This is a genomic window from Planococcus sp. 107-1, from assembly GCF_021513255.1.
GTDB lineage: Bacteria > Bacillota > Bacilli > Bacillales_A > Planococcaceae > Planococcus.
The window spans coordinates 812,348-834,290 of record NZ_CP090977.1 but is presented as its reverse complement, the minus strand read 5'-3'; the positions used below and the strand labels follow the sequence as shown (position 1 = coordinate 834,290).

At 44.8% G+C, this 21,943-nt stretch carries 18 protein-coding genes and 2 pseudogenes; 8 read left to right on the top strand and 12 right to left on the bottom strand.

Features of this window, described 5'->3' with window-relative positions; translation table 11 throughout:
• Nucleotides 1–450: 450 nt before the first annotated feature.
• From xylF to L0M13_RS04455, 8 genes and pseudogenes are all read right to left on the bottom strand, one after another.
• Nucleotides 451–1,539, bottom strand: coding sequence for a D-xylose ABC transporter substrate-binding protein (xylF, locus tag L0M13_RS04490; RefSeq protein WP_235198519.1), 1,089 nt, complete (start codon nt 1,537–1,539; stop codon nt 451–453).
• 18 nt (nt 1,540–1,557) lie between these two features.
• Nucleotides 1,558–3,116 (bottom strand): annotated as a pseudogene (locus L0M13_RS04485) (response regulator).
• On the bottom strand, nt 3,109–4,557 hold the full coding sequence (locus L0M13_RS04480) for a sensor histidine kinase (protein WP_235198518.1): 1,449 nt from the start codon (nt 4,555–4,557) through the stop codon (nt 3,109–3,111). Before L0M13_RS04480 ends, L0M13_RS04485 begins: the two are co-directional and overlap by 8 nt.
• Nucleotides 4,554–5,531, bottom strand: coding sequence for a sugar ABC transporter substrate-binding protein (locus L0M13_RS04475; protein WP_235198517.1), 978 nt, complete (start codon nt 5,529–5,531; stop codon nt 4,554–4,556). Before L0M13_RS04475 ends, L0M13_RS04480 begins: the two co-directional genes overlap by 4 nt.
• Nucleotides 5,532–5,668: 137 nt before the next feature.
• On the bottom strand, nt 5,669–6,844 hold the full coding sequence (locus tag L0M13_RS04470; protein ID WP_235198516.1) for a sugar ABC transporter permease: 1,176 nt from the start codon (nt 6,842–6,844) through the stop codon (nt 5,669–5,671).
• Between the two features lie 12 nt (nt 6,845–6,856).
• A complete protein-coding gene (locus L0M13_RS04465) occupies nt 6,857–8,377 on the bottom strand; it encodes a sugar ABC transporter ATP-binding protein (protein WP_235198515.1) in 1,521 nt (506 codons plus the stop codon).
• An 88-nt stretch (nt 8,378–8,465) separates the two neighbouring features.
• Entirely contained in the window at nt 8,466–9,599 is a 1,134-nt protein-coding gene (locus L0M13_RS04460) for a sugar ABC transporter substrate-binding protein (protein ID WP_235198514.1), read from the bottom strand.
• 194 nt (nt 9,600–9,793) lie between these two features.
• The gene (locus tag L0M13_RS04455) at nt 9,794–10,240 is read right to left on the bottom strand and encodes a putative immunity protein (protein WP_235198513.1); all 447 of its coding nucleotides are present in this window, start codon (nt 10,238–10,240) and stop codon (nt 9,794–9,796) included.
• Nucleotides 10,241–10,478: 238 nt separating this feature from the next.
• Here L0M13_RS04455 and L0M13_RS04450 point away from each other — a divergent pair, with 238 nt between their 5' ends.
• From L0M13_RS04450 to L0M13_RS04425, 6 genes and pseudogenes are all read left to right on the top strand, one after another.
• Nucleotides 10,479–12,311: an LTA synthase family protein gene (locus L0M13_RS04450; protein ID WP_235198512.1), complete on the top strand. Its 1,833-nt coding sequence runs from the start codon at nt 10,479–10,481 to the stop codon at nt 12,309–12,311.
• A 97-nt stretch (nt 12,312–12,408) separates the two neighbouring features.
• Nucleotides 12,409–13,371 carry an AEC family transporter gene (locus L0M13_RS04445; protein WP_235198511.1) on the top strand — a complete coding sequence of 321 codons (963 nt, stop codon included), beginning with the start codon at nt 12,409–12,411 and terminating at the stop codon, nt 13,369–13,371.
• 111 nt (nt 13,372–13,482) lie between these two features.
• On the top strand, nt 13,483–14,403 hold the full coding sequence (locus tag L0M13_RS04440) for a DMT family transporter (protein ID WP_235198510.1): 921 nt from the start codon (nt 13,483–13,485) through the stop codon (nt 14,401–14,403).
• Nucleotides 14,404–14,655: 252 nt separating this feature from the next.
• The gene (locus tag L0M13_RS04435) at nt 14,656–15,033 is read left to right on the top strand and encodes a group-specific protein (RefSeq protein ID WP_235198509.1); all 378 of its coding nucleotides are present in this window, start codon (nt 14,656–14,658) and stop codon (nt 15,031–15,033) included.
• Nucleotides 15,034–15,043: 10 nt separating this feature from the next.
• A pseudogene (locus L0M13_RS04430) lies at nt 15,044–15,570 on the top strand (RNA polymerase sigma factor).
• On the top strand, nt 15,548–15,793 hold the full coding sequence (locus L0M13_RS04425) for a hypothetical protein (protein WP_235198508.1): 246 nt from the start codon (nt 15,548–15,550) through the stop codon (nt 15,791–15,793). The pseudogene L0M13_RS04430 and the gene L0M13_RS04425 overlap by 23 nt, the downstream one beginning before the upstream one ends.
• A gap of 128 nt (nt 15,794–15,921) precedes the next feature.
• On the opposite strand, the gene L0M13_RS04420 is transcribed toward L0M13_RS04425, so the two are convergent.
• Nucleotides 15,922–17,043, bottom strand: a complete 1,122-nt coding sequence (locus tag L0M13_RS04420; RefSeq protein WP_235198507.1) for an NADH-dependent flavin oxidoreductase — start codon at nt 17,041–17,043, stop codon at nt 15,922–15,924.
• Between the two features lie 381 nt (nt 17,044–17,424).
• Here L0M13_RS04420 and L0M13_RS04415 point away from each other — a divergent pair, with 381 nt between their 5' ends.
• Nucleotides 17,425–17,949 carry a TlpA family protein disulfide reductase gene (locus L0M13_RS04415; protein WP_235198506.1) on the top strand — a complete coding sequence of 175 codons (525 nt, stop codon included), beginning with the start codon at nt 17,425–17,427 and terminating at the stop codon, nt 17,947–17,949.
• 20 nt (nt 17,950–17,969) lie between these two features.
• Nucleotides 17,970–19,082, top strand: a complete 1,113-nt coding sequence (msrB, locus tag L0M13_RS04410) for a peptide-methionine (R)-S-oxide reductase MsrB (protein ID WP_235198505.1) — start codon at nt 17,970–17,972, stop codon at nt 19,080–19,082.
• 51 nt (nt 19,083–19,133) lie between these two features.
• Here the strand turns inward: msrB and L0M13_RS04405 are convergent, their stop codons facing one another.
• The 3 genes from L0M13_RS04405 to L0M13_RS04395 are packed head-to-tail and all read right to left on the bottom strand — an operon-like array spanning nt 19,134 to nt 21,869.
• Entirely contained in the window at nt 19,134–20,831 is a 1,698-nt protein-coding gene (locus L0M13_RS04405; protein WP_235198504.1) for an FtsX-like permease family protein, read from the bottom strand.
• Entirely contained in the window at nt 20,768–21,109 is a 342-nt protein-coding gene (locus tag L0M13_RS04400) for a hypothetical protein (RefSeq protein WP_235198503.1), read from the bottom strand. The genes L0M13_RS04405 and L0M13_RS04400 overlap by 64 nt, the downstream gene beginning before the upstream one ends.
• Nucleotides 21,102–21,869 (bottom strand): ABC transporter ATP-binding protein, encoded by a 768-nt coding sequence (locus tag L0M13_RS04395; RefSeq protein WP_235198502.1) that lies wholly within the window; start codon nt 21,867–21,869, stop codon nt 21,102–21,104. The genes L0M13_RS04400 and L0M13_RS04395 overlap by 8 nt, the downstream gene beginning before the upstream one ends.
• Nucleotides 21,870–21,943 lie beyond the last annotated feature (74 nt).

Sequence of the window (21,943 nt, the reverse complement as noted above, 5' to 3'; positions counted from 1 at the left end):
AGAGTATTGAGTAACTCTTTGCTATTAGAAAAGAACTTGGCAGGTTATCAAAAAATGAAAGCTGCTGATTTTTTAAGCCCTCCTGGCTAGAAGGAGGGCCATTTTTTGATATTTTGCGTGGCGGCTGTCAGGAAAGCCTGTTCTTGGACAGACGGACGCCCTCGGCGTCTTGCGTAGCGGAAGCCGGCGACTCCTGCGGGGAAAGCGAAGGGCCGAGACCCTGCAGGAGCGCAGCGACGAAGCGGCTCGGCGCAAGCCCGCGGAAAGCGTCCGGCTGAAGCGGAATGAAAAAGCTGCCAAAAGTTTCTCGACAGCCTGAAAAAAGAGGTGCCCAAAATTACTTTTAGGGCAATTCTTTTTCATGTTTCGAAGCCAGCGCAGCGATATAGAAACAGAAACCCCTCGCATTATCCATTATTCCTGGATAATGCGAGGGGTTTTAATTTATTATTACGGTCCGTAAATATCTTTTTCTGAATGGAAGCCGTCAGCGATAACGGTATCTTCCAAATTGGTTTCATCTACTCTTAAAGGGTATAAAAACACTGCCGGCACTTCTGCTTTCCCGTTATGGACTTTCCGATTGACCGCCACTTCCTCTCCTTTTGCGAGTGCTACGACCAATTCAGCCGTTTCTTTCGCCAATGTCTTGATCGGTTTGTAGACGGTCATTATCTGGGTGCCTTGTACGAGCCGTTGAATCCCCGCAAGTTCTGCATCTTGCCCCGCAACCGGAATTTCTCCAGCCAGGCCATAGGCTTCCAGCGCTTCGATGGCACCGCCTGCCGTTGCATCATTTGCAGCGATGACGGCATCGACCTTTCCGCCGTTAGCGGATAAAGCCGCCGCCATATTTTCCTTTGCATTTTCCGGAGCCCAGTCCTGAGTCCATTGATCATAGACAATTTTTATATCGCCTTTATCTATCAATGGCTGCAATACATTATAAACCCCTTTTTTCATCAAATGGGCGTTGTTATCTGTCTCTGCTCCGCCTAGATAGACGTAATTTCCTTTCGGCGCCTTTTCTAGCATGGCTTTCGCTTGGAGCTCTCCCACTTTTTCATTATCAAAAGAAATATACAGATCAATTTCAGCATTTTTTACGAGCCGGTCATAGGCAACGACTTTGATGCCCGCTTGGTGTGCTTTATTGACCACTGCTGCTGTTGCCTCCGCATTATGTGGAACAATAACCAGCAAGTCGACCCCTTCGCTGATCAGTTTTTCAGCCTGTAAGATCTGCAGGGCATCATTGCCGTTTGCTGCTAAGATTTCCACTTCTGCTCCGAGCTCTTCTACAGATTCCTTAAACAGATCCCGGTCCTTCAACCAACGCTCTTCTAGCAGCGTATCCATCGAAAATCCGATTTTAATCGGCTGTTCAACCGGCTTTATCTGATCAGATTCTTCCACCGGCATTTCCTTTTCTGCCAAGAGCTCTTCTTCCGGCGTCTCTTCCACACAAGCAGAAACGCACACCATACACAAAACCGACAAGAGAAAAAGGGACAGCACTTGATAAATGGACAGCTTCATCGATTTCTCTCCTTAAGATCAGCTCTTTGTTGCCGCTAACCCTTTTTTCCCGAATAATGATTTACGGTATTCTTTCGGTGAAACGGCTGTGTTTTTCTTAAACACCTTACTGAAATAATTCGGTTCGTGGTACCCCACTTCAAAAGTGATTTCCTTGATGCTTTTCTCGGGATCCGCCAAAAGTTTCTTCGCTTTATCAATCCGGCATTCCGTCAAAAAATCGATATAATTGATGCCTAATTTTTCTTTGAACATTTTACTGATGTAAATTGGGCTCAATCCTACTCTTTGGCCTAAGACGTCCAAAGAAATGTCTTCATTCGAATGCTCGCTGATGTAGACCTTGATCTGCTGAATGGCATCCGCTTCCAACTTCCCATAATGTTTTGTATAGGATTCTTTCATGCGGCCTAGCAAATAGCTGGTTTCTGACCGCAGTTGCCGGCAATCTTGCGCCTGGAAAGAATACAGCGGCGTGTCTGTCTCAACTCCCACTTCGCTCATGACCGCGAAATGACCCACATCAGTTCCAACACCCGCTGTTGAATTTGCAGAAGGTCCGCTCCCCCGTTCTCGTAGACTTGAATGAGATCGAGTGCATAATAGCTGACATCTTCCCATTGCCCTAAACGGATATGGTCAAACAGCTTCTTCTCGCCGTGTTTCGCCAATTGAGGGCTAAACCCATCACTTAGAATCGGCACATCCGAATAAAACCGGTATTTGACCGGCAATGTGGAATCCATGGTCGCAATCAGCGACTCCTGATAGGATTGGCGTATTTGGTCCAGCGAACCGCAAACTTGTCCAATTCCGATAAACCACCCGGCTTCTGCTTCTGTTTTCCGCAAAGACAGGATTTCCTGAGCCAATGAAATTGCTTGAGAACGGTACGATTTCTCCGGTTCCCTAAATACGATAATCGGAAGCTGCCTGCCGTATAATGCCCCAACCCATCCGCTTTTCGTCATTCTCACTTTTTCTTTAATTGCTGAATATTGATCTCCCGATCCAGCAGGCAATAAAACACTCATGACAAATTTTTCATTAGTTGACCGTATATCGAGCATTTCAACAAGCATATCCAAATGCACTTCATGGACATGGTCAAATAATAATTGCGTAACTACATCCGTTTCAACCAGTGTCAAAGCTTGCTGCATGGCATTTTGTTGAAATTCGCTCGTGGCCATGACTTTTCGCTCTTCTTCTGTTTGGGCAAGCACTTTTCCGACCGTTGCTACAATTTCACTGGCTTTGCTCGGTTTTAAAAGATAGTCTTTGACGCCCAGTTTGATGGCTTGACGTGCATAATCGAAGGTATCAAAAGCTGTAACCATGACAAACTTCATGGAAGGATATTTTCCGCTGATGATTTCAATGGCTTCCAATCCACCCATTCCCGGCATCTTAATGTCCATTAAGATCAAATCCGGATGAAACTCTTCTGCCAACCGAACCGCTTCGCTGCCATTTTTCGCTTGTTCAATCGCCAATTCCGGATAAGCCCTCGACAAAATCGCTTCAAGTCCTTCTCGTTCAATCTGCTCATCGTCGACAATCAAAAGCTTAGCCATACTGTTTTTCCTCCCCCATTTTTGGCAAAGTCATGATTACTTTCGTCCCCTTGCCCTCTTCACTTTCGATGCCCAGAACGTTTTCAGCACGATAGAAAATCCGCAGACGCTGAACGACATTGGCAAAGCCAATTCCTGTAGAATGCCCTTCAGCCGGCACTTTTTGTCCACCTAACAGCTGATTGATCTTTTCATGCGACATGCCCTTTCCATCGTCTTCAATTTCAATAATGACTGCATTTCCTTTATCAATGACCCGGAACCATATATGTCCCCCGTCTTCTTCGGGTTCAATGGCATGGATGACAGCGTTTTCAATAATCGGCTGCAAAGTAAGCCCTGGAATCTTCACATTCAAACAAGATTCATCCACTTCCATATGGACATTTAAACGATCGGTGAAGCGGGCTTGCTGAATTTCGATGTATTGCTTTAACACAATCAGCTCTTCGTAAAGCGTTACTGGCCGGTCTAAGCGCTTTAAATTGTAGCGAAGCAGCCCTGCAACACTCACAAGCAAATCGCTGGTTTCTTCGGCTCCTTCCAAATACGCTTTTTTCGATAAGATATTCAAGGTATTAAATAGGAAATGAGGGTTGATCTGGCTTTGCAGCCCCAATAGCTGGCTTTCCTGCAATAAAAGCTTATTTTGCTGTAATTCCCGCTCCAATTGCGCTTTTTCTTGAATTTCGATGATGAGATTATTGATATTGATGCGCATACGGTCAAACGTTTGGGCCAAGAAAGATATCTCATCATTGGAATCCACTTTAATCTCCAGATCAAATCGGCCTTTCGATAATTCGTTTGCTGATTGAGTCAGCATTTGAACCGGCTTCGTGATGCTGATGGAAAACCAATAAGTCAAAAGCAGGAGCACGAACGTAATCAGCAAAAGCAGCCAAATGCCGAGCTGCTTCAACTCTTCGGATTGTTCAATAATGCTTCGATAAAAGCGTTCGTAAGTTTTTAGCTCCGTATCAATGATTGTCAAAGTCATCTCTGAGATATATGTGGAAATGCGGGTGGCTTCCGAAAATTCCTCGTTTGATCCTTCTGCTTCTTGCTCGGATTGCAGCATCATGGAGCGGTCTGTCGTTTCAACTAAACTCTCTAAAAGATTTGTATAATTTGTCAGCGCAAATTCATTTTCTTCGTTGCGCAAATCAAAAATTTCATCTTTCGCTTCATGGATCTGTTTTTTGCTGGCATCCAGCTTTTCCAGATTGTCAGGTGTTGGCTTGATCAAATAATTATTTAAATCGGTCACCAGCTGTTGGCTGATAACCGTCACTTCATTCAAACTTAAATAGCGCTGAAGCACATCATTGTATTGGCTTTGCGTCTTTTGGTTGTAGTAAGTCAAAGTGATCCAGATAGCCGACATGATAAACAAAACGACGAGTGCGAGCATCCATACTTTTTTCTGTATTTTATTCATCGCTGATCCTTCACTTTCAACATGCGGATATCGGTAAGGTAGCCGTCCATATCAAGCGGCAAGGCTTCATCCTTTAGCCAGTTCATCATTAAACTGACACTGGTTCGCCCCATAGTATCCGGTGCTTGCTTAATGATGCCGTCCAATTTTTCTTGTTCGAATAACGCCAAAGACTCCGGTCCGTCATCAAACGAGTAAATATAATAAGGCTCCACTTGAGAACGCTTGCTTATTTCCTGGATCATCGGCGATGCAAAATCGGCGTTTAAAGCGATAAACCCATCTAAATCTGGGGACTCATTTAAAATTTGCTGTGTTTTTGCAAGTATATCTTTTCGCACTTCCGTTGTTTCAGAAAAGATCAAATCGATACCAACATAAGCATCGAGCACAGAACGAAGCCCTTCAAGCCGCTGGTCTTGATAGTATTCATGGCGCATATTGGCCATCACCACTACCTTGCCCGCAGCGCCCATATCTGATACCAATTGCTCTGCAATCATTTTGCCGGCCAAGAACTGATCGGACCCCACATAGGTTTTCCGCAGGCTTTTTTCCTTCGGCACATCGTTTGCGACCGTAATAATGGGGATTCCATGGAAAGACGCTTTGACTTTCGTCAAGTCATTGAATTCTTCGGAATCCGATCCTTGCACAATAATTCCATCCACTTTTGAATAAAGAGCCACTTCAATTTTCTCTAAAAAATCTTCCTGGTTATTGCCGTAGCTTCCCCATACCTCCAGGTCTGCCCCTTCTTTTTCCGCTTGTTCGAGAGCGCCTTTTGCAATTTGATCCCAGAATGGTGTATCCAAATTTTTAGTGATTAAAATGAGGCGCGGTTTGCCTTCCGCCGACCCAGCGGCGGCCGGCAATTGCCCGTTTGTACGAAAAACTTTTTCCGCTGACAACAAGGTGAAATAACATAGGACGATGCATAAGAGACCGATTAAAGCCAAGCCGAATTTTCGCACGGGAAATATCCCCTTTTTTGAATAGTCAATATTTTTTATCATACCACATAAGAAATGATGCACAATACTCGGTTTTCTTCTAAATGGACGGGGCGATAGATGGCAAAAAGAGGGGCTTTTAAAGCCCCTCTTAAAAGTTAACCTCGTTTTCTGCGCGTCATGACATCGAAGATGACGGCAGCTGCTAAAACACCGCCGCGGATAATGTATTGATACGAAATACCGACACCGAGCAAGTTCATGCCGTTAGTCAGAGAAGCCATAACGATGGCACCGATGATCGCACCGGTGACTTTCCCGACACCCCCGGCTGAGGAAACACCGCCGACATAAGCTGCCGCGATGGCATCAAGTTCAAATAGCGTACCAGCTGTAGTTGTAGCCGATTGAAGCCTTGATGTAAACAGGATTCCGGACAAAGCAGCGAGCATCCCCATCGAACCGAAGACGATGTACGTAATTTTCTTTACATTGATCCCGCTTAAATGCGCTGCTTCAGGATTGCTTCCGACCGCATAAATATGGCGGCCAAGCACTGTCTTCGTCGTCATGAAATGGTAGATGATTACAACGACCAGCATGATCACGACCGTCCATGAGAAGCCATTATATCCTGCTAAGATCCAGGTGATATAAGCGATGACCGCTGAAACTAAAATGAGTTTTAAAGCGAAGATGCCTTTCGACGGCACATCAAATTTATATTTCACTTTATTGCGCCGATTGGAGAATTCGCTGTATACATACAGCAAAACACCGATTAATCCGACGATCAGCGAAAGAAGATGCAGTCCATTCACTTCCATAAGTGAAGGGATAAATCCGTTCCCGAGGGCATTGAATTTATCATCGTTGACAATGATTGTTCCCGTCTGCTCTGTAACCCGCAGCAAAGCGCCTCGGAAAATGAGCATCGCAGCTAAAGTCGCAACAAAAGCCGGAATGCCGAGCTGGGCGATGAGAAATCCATTGAACAATCCGGCAACGATTCCGAAGATCAAAATGGCCGGTACCGTGATATAAACCGATACCCCCATCTGCGTCAGGAAAATGGCTGCGATTGCGCCGAGAAATCCGGCGGCAAAACCGACAGATAAATCGATATGCCGGATAACGATGACCAATGTCATCCCGACTGCCAGTACGGCAATGTATCCAGCAGAATCCAATAAGTTACTGATATTCCGCGACGACATGAAGAGACCATCCGTCATGATGGTAAAGGTCAGCAAAATGACCACAAGTGCGATATACATTCCATAATCACGGATATTATCTTTAATTAATGTTTTAACTTCTGTAATAAACCCCACTGGCTCTACCTCCTAATGCGTTGCAAGTTGCATTATTTTTTCTTGGCTCGCTTCTTCAATGGCCATTTCGCCTTTGATCCGCCCTTCGCCCATTACATAAACCCGGTCGCTCATGCCAAGCACTTCTCCAAGTTCTGAAGAAATCATGATGATGCTCAAGCCTTCATTGATCATCTGATTCATGATGGTGTATATTTCAAACTTCGCGCCGACATCGATTCCGCGCGTCGGTTCATCCAGGATCAATAATTTCGGGCCGACAAACAGCCATTTTCCAAGTGATACTTTCTGCTGGTTTCCGCCGCTTAAATTCCCGACATTTTGTTCGACAGAAGAAGCTTTGATATTGATGGATTTTTTGTATTCTGTCGCTACTTTGATTTCTTCGTTGCCGTTTAAAATACCGTTTGAAGAAATGCCTTTTAAGTTTGCTGCTGATACATTGCTCTTAATATCCTGGAGCAGGAAAAGCCCGTTGCCTTTACGGTCTTCGGTGACGTAAGCAATGCCTGCCTTAATCGCATCTTTTGTGTGGGTAAACTTGCGCTTCTTCCCATTCAGCAAAAGGTCGCCTTGAACTTTATACGATTTCGGATTGCCGAAAATGCTCAAGGCTAGTTCAGTTCGCCCCGCACCCATTAACCCGGCAATGCCGACAATTTCCCCTTTTTTAATATGGAAATCCACATCTTTTACCACTTCGCGGCCCAATTCCACATCAAAAGCGCTCCAATTGTGCAATTCCAAAATCTTATCGCCGATATTCTTATTCGGCCGTTTCGGATAAATGTCTTTAATCTCGCGTCCTACCATGTTTTGAATAATGATGCTTTCTGAAATCGGTCCGTCTGCAGCATCCAGCGTACAAATTGTTTGTCCATCTCGCAGGACGGTCGCTTTATCGGCAATAGAGATGACTTCTTTCAGCTTATGCGAAATCATGATGCACGTGATGCCTTCCTGTTTCAGGCCTTTTAATAATTCCAATAAATTCTCACTATCGTCTTCATTCAAAGCGGCAGTCGGTTCATCCAAGATCAGCAATTTAACCTCTTTGCTCAAGGCTTTTGCAATTTCAACCAATTGCTGTCTGCCGACGCTTAAATCCTTTACCAAAGTTTCTGGATTCACTTTTAAATTTACTTTTTTCAACATTTTTTGGGCTTCAACGACAGTTTGGTTCCAATCTACGAACGCCCCTCGCTTTACTTCGTTCCCAGCAAATATATTTTCATATACTGTCAAATCCGGGAATAAAGCCAGTTCCTGATGGATAATGGAAATGCCCGCTTTTACACTATCGCTGATATTGCTGAACTTCTGGACTTCTCCTTCGTAGATAATATCCCCATCATAATTCCCGTGAGGATAGACCCCGCTGAGTACTTTCATAAGCGTCGATTTGCCGGCTCCGTTCTCACCGATCAAGCAATGGATTTCTCCTTTTTTCACTTTGAAATTTACGTTGCTGAGTGCTTTAACTCCTGTAAACTCCTTGGAAATCCCTTTCATTTCCAAAATATATTCGCTCATTGATAATCCTCCTTTAAGCAAACAATTAGCAGAAAGGCGAAATAGTGATAGATGGCTCTATCACTATTTCGCTGTTGCCTTTTCAATTCTATTCAAGCCCCGTGAATTCGCTTGCTTCGTAGTACTCGGAATCGATCAGTTCTTGTTTCACATTTTCTTTATCGACAACGATAACATCTGTTTGCTTCGCTTTAATATCAGCTGTTCCGTTATTATAAGAACCCGTTGTTTCTGGAGTTCCATCGTCAAGAACTGTAACAGCCATGTCGATTGCATCTTTTACAAGTGTGCGGACGTCTTTGAAAACGGTCATCGATTGCTTTTCATCAATTACGTATTGAATAGACGCTTTTTCTGCATCCTGTCCCGTAATCGTGTAATTTGTGATGTCTCCATCAGAAGAGAAAACATCCGCAATCGAACGTGCTGTTCCATCGTTCGGCGCTAAGATGGATACATCGCCTTTCATATCAGCAGCTACACCCGTTAAATGAGTTTGTGCTTTGTTCTTCGCTTCATTTGGATCCCAGTTTGTCGTCACTTGTCCAAGAATTTTGCTCAATTGGTCGCGCGATAATTCCGCTGTATCTTTTAATGCTTCCGCTTCGCTTGAGTTGGCAATCTTAAATGTGCCATCTGCAATTTTCGGCTGCAATACGCTCCAAGCGCCTTGGAAGAATAAGAAAGCATTGTTATCAGAAGAAGCTCCTGCATACAGGTACAAAGGAACACCTGAGCCTTCAGCGTTGTCGATCAAGTACTGCCCTTGTGCAGCACCTACTGCCAAGCTGTCGAATGTTACATAATAATCTACTGCATCTGTATCTGTGATCAATCGGTCATAAGCGATGACTGTCACATCGTCTTTTTTAGCCGATTCAACCGCTGCTGCAGCCGCTGCCCCGTCGTGCGGGCTGATGATCAATACCTTAATCCCTTTATTCAATAAAATATCAACATTCTCTTTTTCTTTTGCAGACGATCCTTGGCTGAAGAGAATTTCAGTTGAATAATCTGTTTCTGCCAATGCATCTTTGAAACGCTGCTCATCCTGAACCCATCTTGGTTCATCTTTTGTCGGCAAGACGATCCCAACGTCTACTTGTCCGTTGCTGCTTCCACCGCTGCCTGAATCTCCGCCTTCATCACTGCAAGCTGCAGTAATCAATGCAAATATCATTAAGACAAGAAATAATGTAAACTTTTTCCCCTTAGTTTTCATTGCCATTCCCCTTTCAATCTTTTGTTCGTCTTCTTTTTCAGTATAGCTAGGAAACAAAACGATGTAAGCGCTATCACTAGCACTCTTTTAATTTCATCTATACTTTTTCAATGTTCGAAAAACATAATGAAGAAATAGTCCAGAAAAATAAAAAAAACCGAGAGTTTCCTCTCGGTTTTACGCTGAATCTGTTTTCACTCCATTTCCAGGAGCCGCTGGTATTGCCATTTCCGTTCTTCTGCCACTGCATCTTCGCTGAAATCTTTTGCAAAAGCGACTGATTTGACCGCATAGGTGGAAGCATGGATGGCGTGCTCGGCCATATGGGCAGTTGACACTGCTTGTCCGGCAGCTCTCGCTGCTGACGCGGCCGCCTCATCTTCCGTCTCTCTTGCTGCAGCATGGGCTTCGAATGCTGCTTTGCGTGCTTCCCTTACTTTCACTTCGCCTTTTGTCCATAAATGAGCTGCTTCTATGGCTTTATGCAGACGCTGATCTTTCGGAAATAAATTCTCATAATAGGAAAGCACATGCTCCGCACAATCAGCTGCCCAGCGCACCGCTGTAAAATGATCGATTTTCCCTAGCTGTTCTTCAATTTTTTCTTTGATGTCGGAATCTACAAAGTGTTGCGATGCCATTTTCACACCGGTCCTTTCTGGATTATGGTTTAAAGCTTATTTTCCAATGGAGAAAATTCAATGTGATATCGTTTTTTCCACGGCGACTCTGTTTCTTTAAGAGTTCTTCCCTTCTTTATACCTTATCCTTGAAGCTCTAAAACTAAATCTCTCTGTCGAAAAGGTTTTTGTCTTCTTTAAAAGAGGTAAGGAGGAAGACAACAGATGATTTGAAAGTTAATGCTGCGGAGGGATTTTCATGTTTTTTTTTGATTACATCATTTACATTATAATGTCCATTTCCAAAATCTTTTTATTCAGCTCTTTAAGCGGAACTGAATTCGAATTTGGCTTTTTCCTCTTGAATCTCGCCACTGTCCTGATTCTCTCCTGCTGGACCTTGCTATTAAAAGCAAAAACAAGGCAATGGATCCTTCTGTTTCTGCTCTTTCTCCACAGCACCTTATTGATTTCCGACTTATGGTATTACCGCTATTTTGAAGATTTCCTTTCCATCTCCTTGCTGTCTGATATCACTCAAATCAATGATGTCGGCGGTGGATTTTTAACGTTGATCCAAGCCACTGACTTTTTCTTTTTTGCAGACTTGCTCTTATTTGGCGCAGTCATTTGGTTTTCAAGGAAACGCCATGCTTCTATCCAAAATGTAAATCGGAAGAAATATGCCGGCATTGTGTTAGCTGCCGGAATTGGGTTATATGCTATGCCGATGCTGACGGATTATTTTGTAAAAGGCGCTTCCCCACTCGATCCCACTATCGCCGATATGCAGGATTATTATCAATTCGGGTTTTGGGGCTATCATGGACTTGATCTCGCCAAAGGCGGAATTGATCTCGTCAGCAAAGAAAATCGCGTAACAGCTGAGGAAGAATCACTCATTCGAAAAGCCAATAAAGGCGGAGAAAATACCGAAGCTGCCGAAGAGCAGCCGAATGTCATCCTCGTGCAGCTTGAGTCTTTCCAAAGCAGTGTCATTCACCACGAAGTGGACGGCCAGGAATTGACGCCGAATTTAAATAAGCTCACTGAAGAAATGCTGTACTTCCCGTCCTTCTATCACCAGACACATGAAGGAAGAACATCCGATGCCGAATTCATCGTGAATACTTCGCTGCAGCCTCTGCGTTCGGGCTCTGTCTATACGCAGTACGAAGAAAATGAATTCGATTCGCTGCCGGCAGCTTTAGAAGAAAATGGCTATACCACTGCCGCCATGCACGCTTACGAAAAAGATTTCTGGAACCGGGACAGCTTCTATCAAAATATCGGTTTTGATCAGTTTTTCAGCAAAGAAGATTACCCGGAAGAAAAGAAAATTGGGATGGCGGTGAATGATACGGAATTCTTTACGACTTCCATTAGCCATATGGAAAGGTTGGAACAGCCGTTTTTTGCTTTTCTTGTCGCATTGACGAGCCATATCCCGTATGAAATTCCGGAAGAAGACCGGGGCCTTGATTTATCCAGCTACGAGGATCCGCTCTTAAAAGGCTATTACCAGACCATCCATTATGTGGATGGATCTGTTGGGGCCATGGTCCAAGAGCTGAAAGACAAAGGCATCTGGGATGATGCGCTCGTTGTCTTCTATGGCGACCATGACAGCGGCCTTCAAAAAGACGGCAGCGAAATGGCCAAGGAATTAGAAGTCGAGTCTAGGGTCGACCAGTTTGAACTCAACCGGCAAGTGCCATTATTCATCAAGCCGCCAAAGCTTGTTCAAGGTGAGACCATCGATAAAAGCGGTGGCCAAATCGATATCACACCGACCATTTTAGCCATTCTTGGCATCAGCCAACCTTATGTGCTCGGGCAGTCTTTGATGGACGAGGAAGAAAATCTAACGGTCTTCCGCGACGGTTCTTTCCGCTATGAAGATGTCTATTATTTGCCCGATCTCACAGAGCCGGTTGGATCTGGCACCTGTTATTCCATTGAAACGGAAGAGGAAATTCCGTTTGACCGCTGTGAACCACAAATCAGCAAGGCGGCTAAACAGCTGCAAGTTTCGGATATGATCATCCAAGAAAACGCTTTGGATGAATTGCGGCAGTCCAGCCGCCCTTAATAAAACAAGCTTCAGGACTCCATTTTTCCTGAAGCTTGTTTTATTTTTCAATTGGATAATCATCTCGATTATCCGTTTGTGCCTAGAAATTTACGTTATGATAATAAACATACAAATAAATTTGATTGATGTGTTATTGGAGATGATTGTTTTGGTAATTGCAGAAATCCTCAATGTAATCCTTCCTGTTTTTCTTTTGCTGGGCATCGGCTTTTTTATCGGGAAATATATGACGCTTCATTCCAAATCCATTTCGGACCTTTGCATTTATGTTTTCAGTCCGGCACTTTTCTTCCACTCCGTGACGGTTTCTTCTTTGGAATTGAACGACTTAGCCAAAATTGCCGGTTTCGCACTGCTTTTATTTGCCTGTTATGCGGTATTCATCCAAATTGCAGCATTTGTCTTCAAATGGGAACTGGCTTATAAAAATACCATGATGCTGGCGAGCGGATTTCCCAATACCGGAAATTACGGGCTGCCGATTGTGCTCTTCGCCTTCGGGGATGAAGGTGTGGCCATCGCGATCATTTATGTTGTCACGCAATCTTTTCTGATGAATTCCGCCGGTATTTACTATGCTTCAAGCAACGGCAAAACTTCTCAAAAAGATATTTTCCGGACCATCATCCGGATGCCGGGCTTTATCGCCATTTTAACAGCGCTTTTCTTGAAACTGGTTCAGATTCCTGTGCCGCAATCGATTGAAAATGCTTCAGGCTTATTGGGTCAAGCGGCGATTCCAACGATGCTGACGCTGCTCGGCGTGACATTGGCTTCCATCCAAATCAAAAATGTCATCAAGTTCATTGCGACTGCAACTGTTTTGAAACTTGCGATTTTTCCATTGATTGCCTATCTTCTGCTGTTATTGCTTTATCCGGCTGCTTCCCTTGAAACACGGGTGCTTTTGCTTTCTGCTGCCACTCCAGCCGCTGCTACCACCACACTGCTAGCCATTAACTTTAAGATGAATCCGGATATGGTATCCAGTGCGATGTTCATCAGCACAGTCGCGAGCTTGATTACAATTCCCATATTGCTTGTAGCCTTAATGTAAAACCAAAGACATTTCTCCTAATAGCGAATATAATAGAAGCTGTCTGTAAAAACATTCCTCTTTTTTATCAAAAGGAAAATACAGTAATTGATCGGTACCGGAGGAGATTTTTTGAATTCGAAAGCTTTTTCATTAGCCTTATTTTCTGTCCTGATTTGGGGCTCTTCATTTGCTGCCATCCGGGTCAGTTTACAAGGCGGCTATGATGCCGGCCAAAATGTCCTTGTCCGCTTCATGGTCGCTTCCATTCTTTTTCTGATTTATGCTTTATGGCCGGGAACGAAATTCCGCCTGCCGCAAAAAAGCGATCTTTTAAGAATCTTGCTGCTTGGCTGGATCGGCATCAGCCTCTACCATATTTTCGTTACGTTCGGCATGGAAACCATTTCTGCAGGAACCGCCGGTATGCTCGTCGGATCCGGACCGATATTCACGGCACTCATCGCGGCTTTCTTTTTGAAAGAGCGATTGACCAGAATCGGCTGGATCGGACTCGGAATCGGGTTTGTCGGAATTCTATTCATTGCATTCGGTTCTGCCGATGCTTCCTTGACGTTGACGAACGGTGCTGTCCTGGTCTTGATTGCAGCATGCGCTTCCGCCGTGTTTTTCGTTTTCCAGAAACCGCTGTTGACACGTTATTCTGCTATTGAGCTGACCGCTTACTTTACGTGGGCCGGCACGTTGCCTTTCCTAATTTTTTCATCCGGCATTTTCTCAGCTTTACAAAATGCCACCATCGAAGCTCATCTGTCTACGCTTTATGTCGGCATCTTCCCTGCCGCGATCGCTTACGTCACATGGGCAACCGCTTTATCGCTTGCGAATGCGAGCTCCGTTTCCAGCTTGATTTACCTGGAACCTGCGGTTGCGATAGTCGTCGCCTGGATGTGGCTGCATGAACTTCCATCTGCACTTTCGCTTATCGGCGGCGTCATCGCCATCAGCGGTGTACTCATTGTCAATTTCCTCGGAAAGCGGCAAGAAAAACAGCGGCGCCTTTCGGATCAAGCTGCTGAATCTTCGGCTTAATCTGGTAGAAAAAGTCATTTGCAATTTGCAAATGGCTTTTTTTATGGAATAAATTTGCTGAACGCGCTTAATTTTCTCTGAACGCGCGTATCTTGTTGCAGGCGCGCGCATTTTCATATGAGCGCGCACAAATCGATTTGAACGCGCGCATTTTCGGATAAACGCGCGCATCGTTAAAAAAAGCAATCTAGATGAACCTTTTCCTCTTCTCATTTGTATAGTAAGTAATCATACAAAAAGGAAGTGGAAACAATGGGAACAGGATGGATTGTTTCATTAATCGTAGTCGCTGTGATGATGACGGTCATTTTAGGCATCGCCATACCGATGGATAGAAAGTATATTGTGAGGGAGAACCGAAAGATCAATTATAAAAAAACAACGATTTATTTACGCTGGAATGTTTTTGATAGCTTGACTTTGGCACTGGCGATTTATACGATCATTTGTATACAAGCATTGAATTTGCTGATTTCCACCGGGCAATCTGTCGAAAACCCTTATGTGCAATTTTTTACGAATCAATCCCAAGTCTGGTCGCTCGTCACCATCATCTACTTGATCAGCCGCGTTTCCATTACATTGAAAACCATTAAAGAACGGTGGGGAGACGGAAGTGGAGAAATCTGAGGAGCAGTTGATGACGGCTTACCAACAAGGTGATGCCAATGCTTTAGACAGCATTTATCGCTTGATGCAAAAGCCGCTGTATTCGTTCATTTTCCGTTATACCCGAGATGAGCAGCTGAGCAGCTGAGCATTGATATTGTTCAGGATACGTTCATGAAGCTGCAGGACCATAAACAAAAGTTCGATCCACAGAAAGGGACGCTCAAAAGCTTCCTTTTTCAAATTGCGTACCGGTTAATGGTCAATAAATTAAACCGGCGCAAAAAACTGTCGTCTCTTCTGCCGTTTTTGGTGCCCCGCTCTAAAGAAGAGTTGTCTCCGCCGGAACAGATGACGGTGAGGAACGCTGTGGCCAATCTTCCTGAAACGGAACGCGCAGTCATTCTCTTATTTTATTTCCATGATTTATCCCAAGAAGAAATGGCACAGATTCTCGGCATTCCAAAAGGCACCGTGAAATCGCGGCTGCACCGGGCGACGAAACGACTAAAAAACGATTTGGAGGGATTTTACGATGAATCAAAAGCCATCCGATAAAGACCTGCTTTTGCTGGCACAGCTGCAGGAAGACTTGGTGGAAGTTCCGGACTTCCCCATGAAAGCAAGCAAGTGGAACCGGTTCCTTCACTATTTAGGTTCTCCTGCGCAGGATCCATTTGAACCGTTTGTTGCGACAAAATCGGGCATCATTTCCTTAAAAGTCCTCCCTGCTGTCGGGGGTGCAGCATTAGTCGCTGCCCAGTTTTTATTTCTCCTATAAGATAAAGCCGGCTGCGCATGTGTGCAACCGGCTTTTTTGAATAGTTATCTCGCTGAGCGCTTATAAATTTCTCTGAACGCAAATAAAGAGGCATCCGCCAATAGATGCCTCTTTTAGAGCAGCTTTTCTCAATCTTCGATCTTGAACCAGCCTGGAATGTTGACGATGGTATTCCAAAGGTCTTCCGGAATATCCAATTCGTCTTTTTTGCTCAAATAGAGCGCTTGGTAAATCTCGTGTTCCTGGCTTTTCTTCACTTTTAGCAGCCAATCGGGATCCATGATCAACGCGTGTCCAAGTGAAACAAATGGAGTGACGTCCAATGCTTCTTTCACTTGGTCGATCGTCTGCAAACCGCCAACTCCAATGACCGGAACACGGTCGCCGACATGCTCCTGGAGCATTGCGACACGTGAACGGTTATCTTCTTCGCGGATGGAACCGCCGAAGAATTTGCCGACGGAAGCGTGCACATAATCGATTCCTTTATCGGCTAAAGCCGAAGCAAATTTTAAGGTATCATCCATCGTGATACCCGGCTCTTCACGTTCTTCCGGGCTGACCCGGTAACCGACGACAAACGGCTTTTCAGCATATTTCGCTACCGCTTCTTGAATCGATTCCACTACTGCGAGCGGGAATGCCATGCGTTCCATCACGCCCCCGCCCCATTTATCCGTCCGGCGATTGGAATGTGGGGAGAAAAATTGCTGGATCAAATACGTATTGGCGCCGTGGATTTCCACGCCGTCGAAGCCTGCTTCGATAGCGCGCCGCGTCGCTTCTCCGAAAGCTTTGATGGACTCTTGGATTTCGGCTTCCGACATTTCACGCGGTGTTTCAGCATTCGGGCGGACAGACGGAATGTCGCTCGCTGAAATCGGCTGTTCGCCATTCAATAATTTCGAGTTCGACATGCGGCCAGCATGGTAAATCTGTAAAATCGCTTTTGCTCCGCCTTCGTGAATGGCGTCTGCCAATCGCGTCAGGCTGCCAATCCGGTCATCGGAATCGGCACCGAACGCATTCGGAAAGCCGATTCCAAGCGGCTCAACATGTGCACATGCCGTAATGATAGCACCCAGTCCGCTTTTCGCGCGGCGACGATAATATTTCAATTCATCTTCTGTCACGTCTCCGTTTGCATCCGATGAAGAAGTCGTCATCGGTGCCATCATGACGCGATTCTTCACTTTTAATCCTGCCGTAAATGTATATGGTTCGAATATGCTATCAATCTTTATCGCCATCCCTATTCCTCCTCAAGTCGATGATTACTCGTTGTATGTTAAATACCCTTCAAGGATATTCTAAAACGGTTGTCTCCTTACTCATCTTAAAGGATAGAAAATCGAAATTGTAGATAAATGCTTTCATCTCATGATAATTCAGTCTTTTGGCTGAACCGGAAAGTGTTTTTTCAAATGAAAGAACTTTTTTCCAATTTCCCTACCAAAAGATAGAAGCGCGTTATACGAAATAAACCCTTTTACTGTTTTATTGACTTATCTGTCATTTTCTTGTTTTCTATCAAGTCCATTCGTTATCATTTCCTTGAAAAGCGCTATATGATGGAAAGAGAGAGATTTGCCAAACTAACTAAGAAAACTACACAGGAAAGGATGATCCGAATGAAAGCGATGGTCCCCCTAATCTTGCTGATGTCGCTCATTTTAATAGTAAGCGCTTGTTCTAATGAAGAGTCTGTAGCAAATGCCGAGCAATCCAATCCGGGCAAACCGGCTCCTGTTTTCGAACTTACCGATTTAGAAGGCAAGACCCATGATTTGTCCGAATACGCAGGCAAAAAAGTATACGTGAAATTCTGGGCTTCCTGGTGTTCGATTTGCCTGGCCGGCATGGAAGAGTTGAATACGCTTGCTGGAGAAGAAAATGATTTTGTCGTGTTGTCCATCGTTTCACCAAGCTCAAATGCAGAGAAAGACAGCGAGTCGTTTAAGAAATGGTTTAAAGGCGTCGAAAACACCGAGAATATCCAAGTGTTATTGGACGAAGGCGGTACGTTCTTCGATGAATATGGAGTTCTTGCCTACCCGACTTCTGCCTATATCGGCTCTGACGGAACTCTTGTGAAAAGCTCTCCCGGGCATTTCAGCAACGCAGAAATTAAAGAAACCTTCGAATCGATCAACTAAAAGAAAGGCGGCTTACAATGATGGCAACGAAAAAAGTGGGTTTACTGCTTGGGCTATTATTGCTTCTCCTCGCAGCAGGATGTTCGCAATTGAATTTGAATGCGGCAGGCTCAAGTTCAGCTGAGGCAGAATCCAAATTTCCGGACAACCCGAATGAAGGATTGCAATTTAATGAAGATCAACTGGAAGACATCTGGCTTGCGGGCGGCTGTTTCTGGGGAGTCGAGGCTTATATGGCACGCGTTTACGGTGTCTATGATGTGACTTCCGGCTACGCAAACGGCAATACGGAAAATCCGACTTACGAGGACGTGACAAAAGAAAATAGCGGGCACGCTGAAACCGTTCATGTTCGCTACGATCCGGAACGTGTCGACCTCGAAAAGCTGCTCGGCCATTATTTCATGATCATCGATCCTACACTGCTGAACCAGCAAGGCAACGACCGCGGAGAACAATACCGCACCGGCATCTATTATGAAAACGAAGCGGACCGTGCTGTGATTGAAAACGTGATGGCTGCGGAAGAATCCAAATACGATGATCCAATCGTGACCGAAGTGGAACCGCTCGAGCATTATTATTTGGCGGAAGAGTACCACCAAGATTACCTCGAGAAAAATCCGAACGGCTATTGCCATGTGGAATTCGATTCACTTGAAGATCAAGACGTTCCGTCGCTTATCGACGCTTCCCTTTACCCGAAGCCGAGCGACGAAGAATTGAAAGCGACATTGACCGAAGCCCAGTACAAAGTGACACAGGAAAACGATACGGAAACGGCTTATTCCAATGAATACTGGGACAATTACGAGCCCGGCATCTACGTGGATGTGGCGACCGGTGAACCGCTTTTCTCTTCTGCTGACAAATACGATTCCAAATGCGGCTGGCCGAGCTTCACCAAGCCGATTGAACCGGAAGTTGTAACGGAACATGAAGATACCAGCTACAATATGGTCCGCATCGAAGTACGGAGCCGGGCAGGCGACAGCCACCTAGGCCACGTCTTCAATGACGGTCCAAAAGACAAAGGCGGACTCCGCTATTGCATCAATAGTGCATCCATCCTCTTTATTCCACAGGAAGACATGGCTGAAAAAGGCTACGGCTACCTAGAAGGAAAACTTTAAAACAAAAATAGCCGCTCTACCGGGATTTCCATTCGGTAGAGCGGCTGTTTTTTATTTCACGATGCTGTAATAGACTTTTGACGTAACGCGGTAAATGATCCAATAGATGGCAGCAAAAGCGATAACGACGCCGATAAAGGATAGCAGCCACGTTTTTTCGTTCGTAATGCCAAAGAGCGTCAATAATTTGCTGACGATGGGATATGCGAAGATGACATGGATCGTAGCAACCACAATCGGCAACAGGAACATCCAAATAATCTGGGATTTGGTCGAGTCCTGGATCATTTCTTTATCCAATCCGACTTTCTGCATGATTTGGAATTTCTCCCGGTCATCGAATCCTTCCGAAACTTGTTTGAAGTACGTGATCAATACCGTTCCGATGGTAAACAGCAATCCGAGGAAAATGCCAAGAAACAGGAATCCGCCATTTGTGCTGTACCAATCTTCACGCTGAAGGCCCCGCGATTCATAGTTTGCACTTTCGACCGAGTAAGATTGCATGCGGATATGATCGCCGTAGGCCATCTTTTCTTCTTCCGTACCTGTCGTATTCCAGCCGATGTCTGCAGAAAGACCGACAACCGGCGCATCCGGGAATTGCTCTTGATAAGCCGCCATCATCCCCTCAATATGAGACATATCAGGGACAACCAGGACGATGGTTTCCGTCAATCCCGTTTCAGAGCTGAAGTCATTTTCAATCGGCGCCAATTGGTAAAGACGGTCGCCGATGACCAGTTCTTCCTTTGTATACTTTCCAGTTGAATGGTAAAACAAGGCTTCATCTTCTGCCAGTTCAATGGTTTTTCCAGTCATTCCATTGTAATCTTCCAACGGGATAACTTGCCCAAACACATTGAGCTCCAAGCCATCAAAGGCCCCTGTAAAATTAAAGCGATTATTGTCAAGCGAGCCGTAGATGGACTGGAAACGCAGCGCCTCCATCTCTGTCACTTCAAGCCCCAACTTTTCCGTTTCCTGCAAGTAATGCGCTTGCAGCTCAGTGAATTGCTGCTGGATAAGTTCCGGCTGTTCCGGATCACCGAATAAACTCATATTGTTTTCAAAGGGATAACGATTTTCCAGAGTTTCTTCGCTGCCGATAAAAATCGTCAAAGTCGTCGACAGCGCAATGATGACCATGGAAGCTAAAATACAAATATTCGCTAAGCCTACTGCATTCTGTTTCATTCGGTACAGCATCCCGGAAATGGAGATGAATGCACCTGGACGATAATAAATTCGCTTGTTTTTCTTCAGCGCTTTTAAAATGAAAATCGATCCCGAGATGAATAACAGATAGGTGCCGATAATCACAAGAAATACGGCCAAGAAGAATTTTGAAATGGCGCTGATCGGGTCAGGAATCGTCAACGAAATTCCATATCCCCAGCCAAGGAACACAAGTGCCAAAATAAAGAGGATGATTGATCCTTTCGGTTCCTTTTCCCCTTCCGTCTTGCCTTTCAATAACTTAATCGGATTCGAGAAAGTGAATTGGCTCACGTTATAAATATAAGTAATCGCAAAGATTGCCAAAAACAGCAGGATGGTCCAAAGCATCGGATTGATGGCTACGACATAGGCGATATCCGTTGGCAGCTTCAGTAAATAATTCAACAGCATGAAGAAAAGGCGGCCAAAAACAAGTCCTGCCACCAGTCCTGTCAAAATGCTGGTCAAGCTTGTAAACATTGTTTCGAACAATAAGATTTTCGCGACATGCCTTTTCTCCAGACCCAAGATTCCGTAAAGGCCGATTTCTTTTTTCTTTTCTTGATGACGAAGCTATTCGTATAAAGAATGAAAATGACTGAAAAAATCGCGATGACGATGACACCAAGCGAAAACAGAGTAGGCAAAGCAGAAGAACGTTGCTGCACAAATTGATTCGCCAACAACGATGCCATCAAATAAAACATCATGATGATTGCGATGGATGATAGCAAATACGGAATGTATAAGGTTTTATTCGACTTGATATTCCGCAGCGCTAACGATGAAAAGAAACGGTTATTCATGCCCTTCACCCCGGCTCGATAACACCGTCAATGATTGCGAAATGCGATCCATGAATTCATCTGCCGTTTGGTCTCCCCGGTAAATTTCGTGGTAAACCGATCCGTCCCGGATAAACAGCACCCGTTTTGAAAAGCTCGCAGCACGCGTACTGTGAGTCACCATTAAAATCGTCTGCCCTTCCTCATTGATGCCTTTTAAGATTTCCATCAAGTTTTGAGAAGCTTTCGAATCGAGGGCTCCTGTTGGTTCATCCGCCAGAATTATTTTGGGCTGTGTAATCAAAGCGCGTGCCACCGCTACCCGCTGCTTTTGGCCGCCTGAAATTTCGTACGGATATTTATCGATATGCGCTTCGATTCCAAGATTCCGGACAATCGGCGTCAACCGGGCCTCCATTTCATCAATTGGCGTTTTCGATAACACTAAAGGCAATAAAATATTGTCCTTGATCGAGAAGTTATCGAGCAAATTAAAATCCTGGAACACAAATCCTAACGTGTTGCGGCGGAATGCTGAAACCTCTTTGTCTTTAATTTTGGATAAAGGATTGCCGTCAAGGTAAACTTCCCCTGATGTGGCATCGTCCAAAGTCGAGATGATATTCAATAAAGTGGTTTTCCCGGAACCCGATTCCCCCATAATGGAAACGAATTCCCCTTTTTCCACTGAAAAATTGACTGTTGATAACGCCTCTGTCTGCTGAGCAGAAAAACGGGCTGTATATATTTTTTTAAGGTTTTTGATTTCCAATAAGGCCATTGCGAACCCCTCCTTGCATTTAATCATAGGCCATTCGAAAACGGGGTGCCTGTACCTATTCTTACAAAGACAAA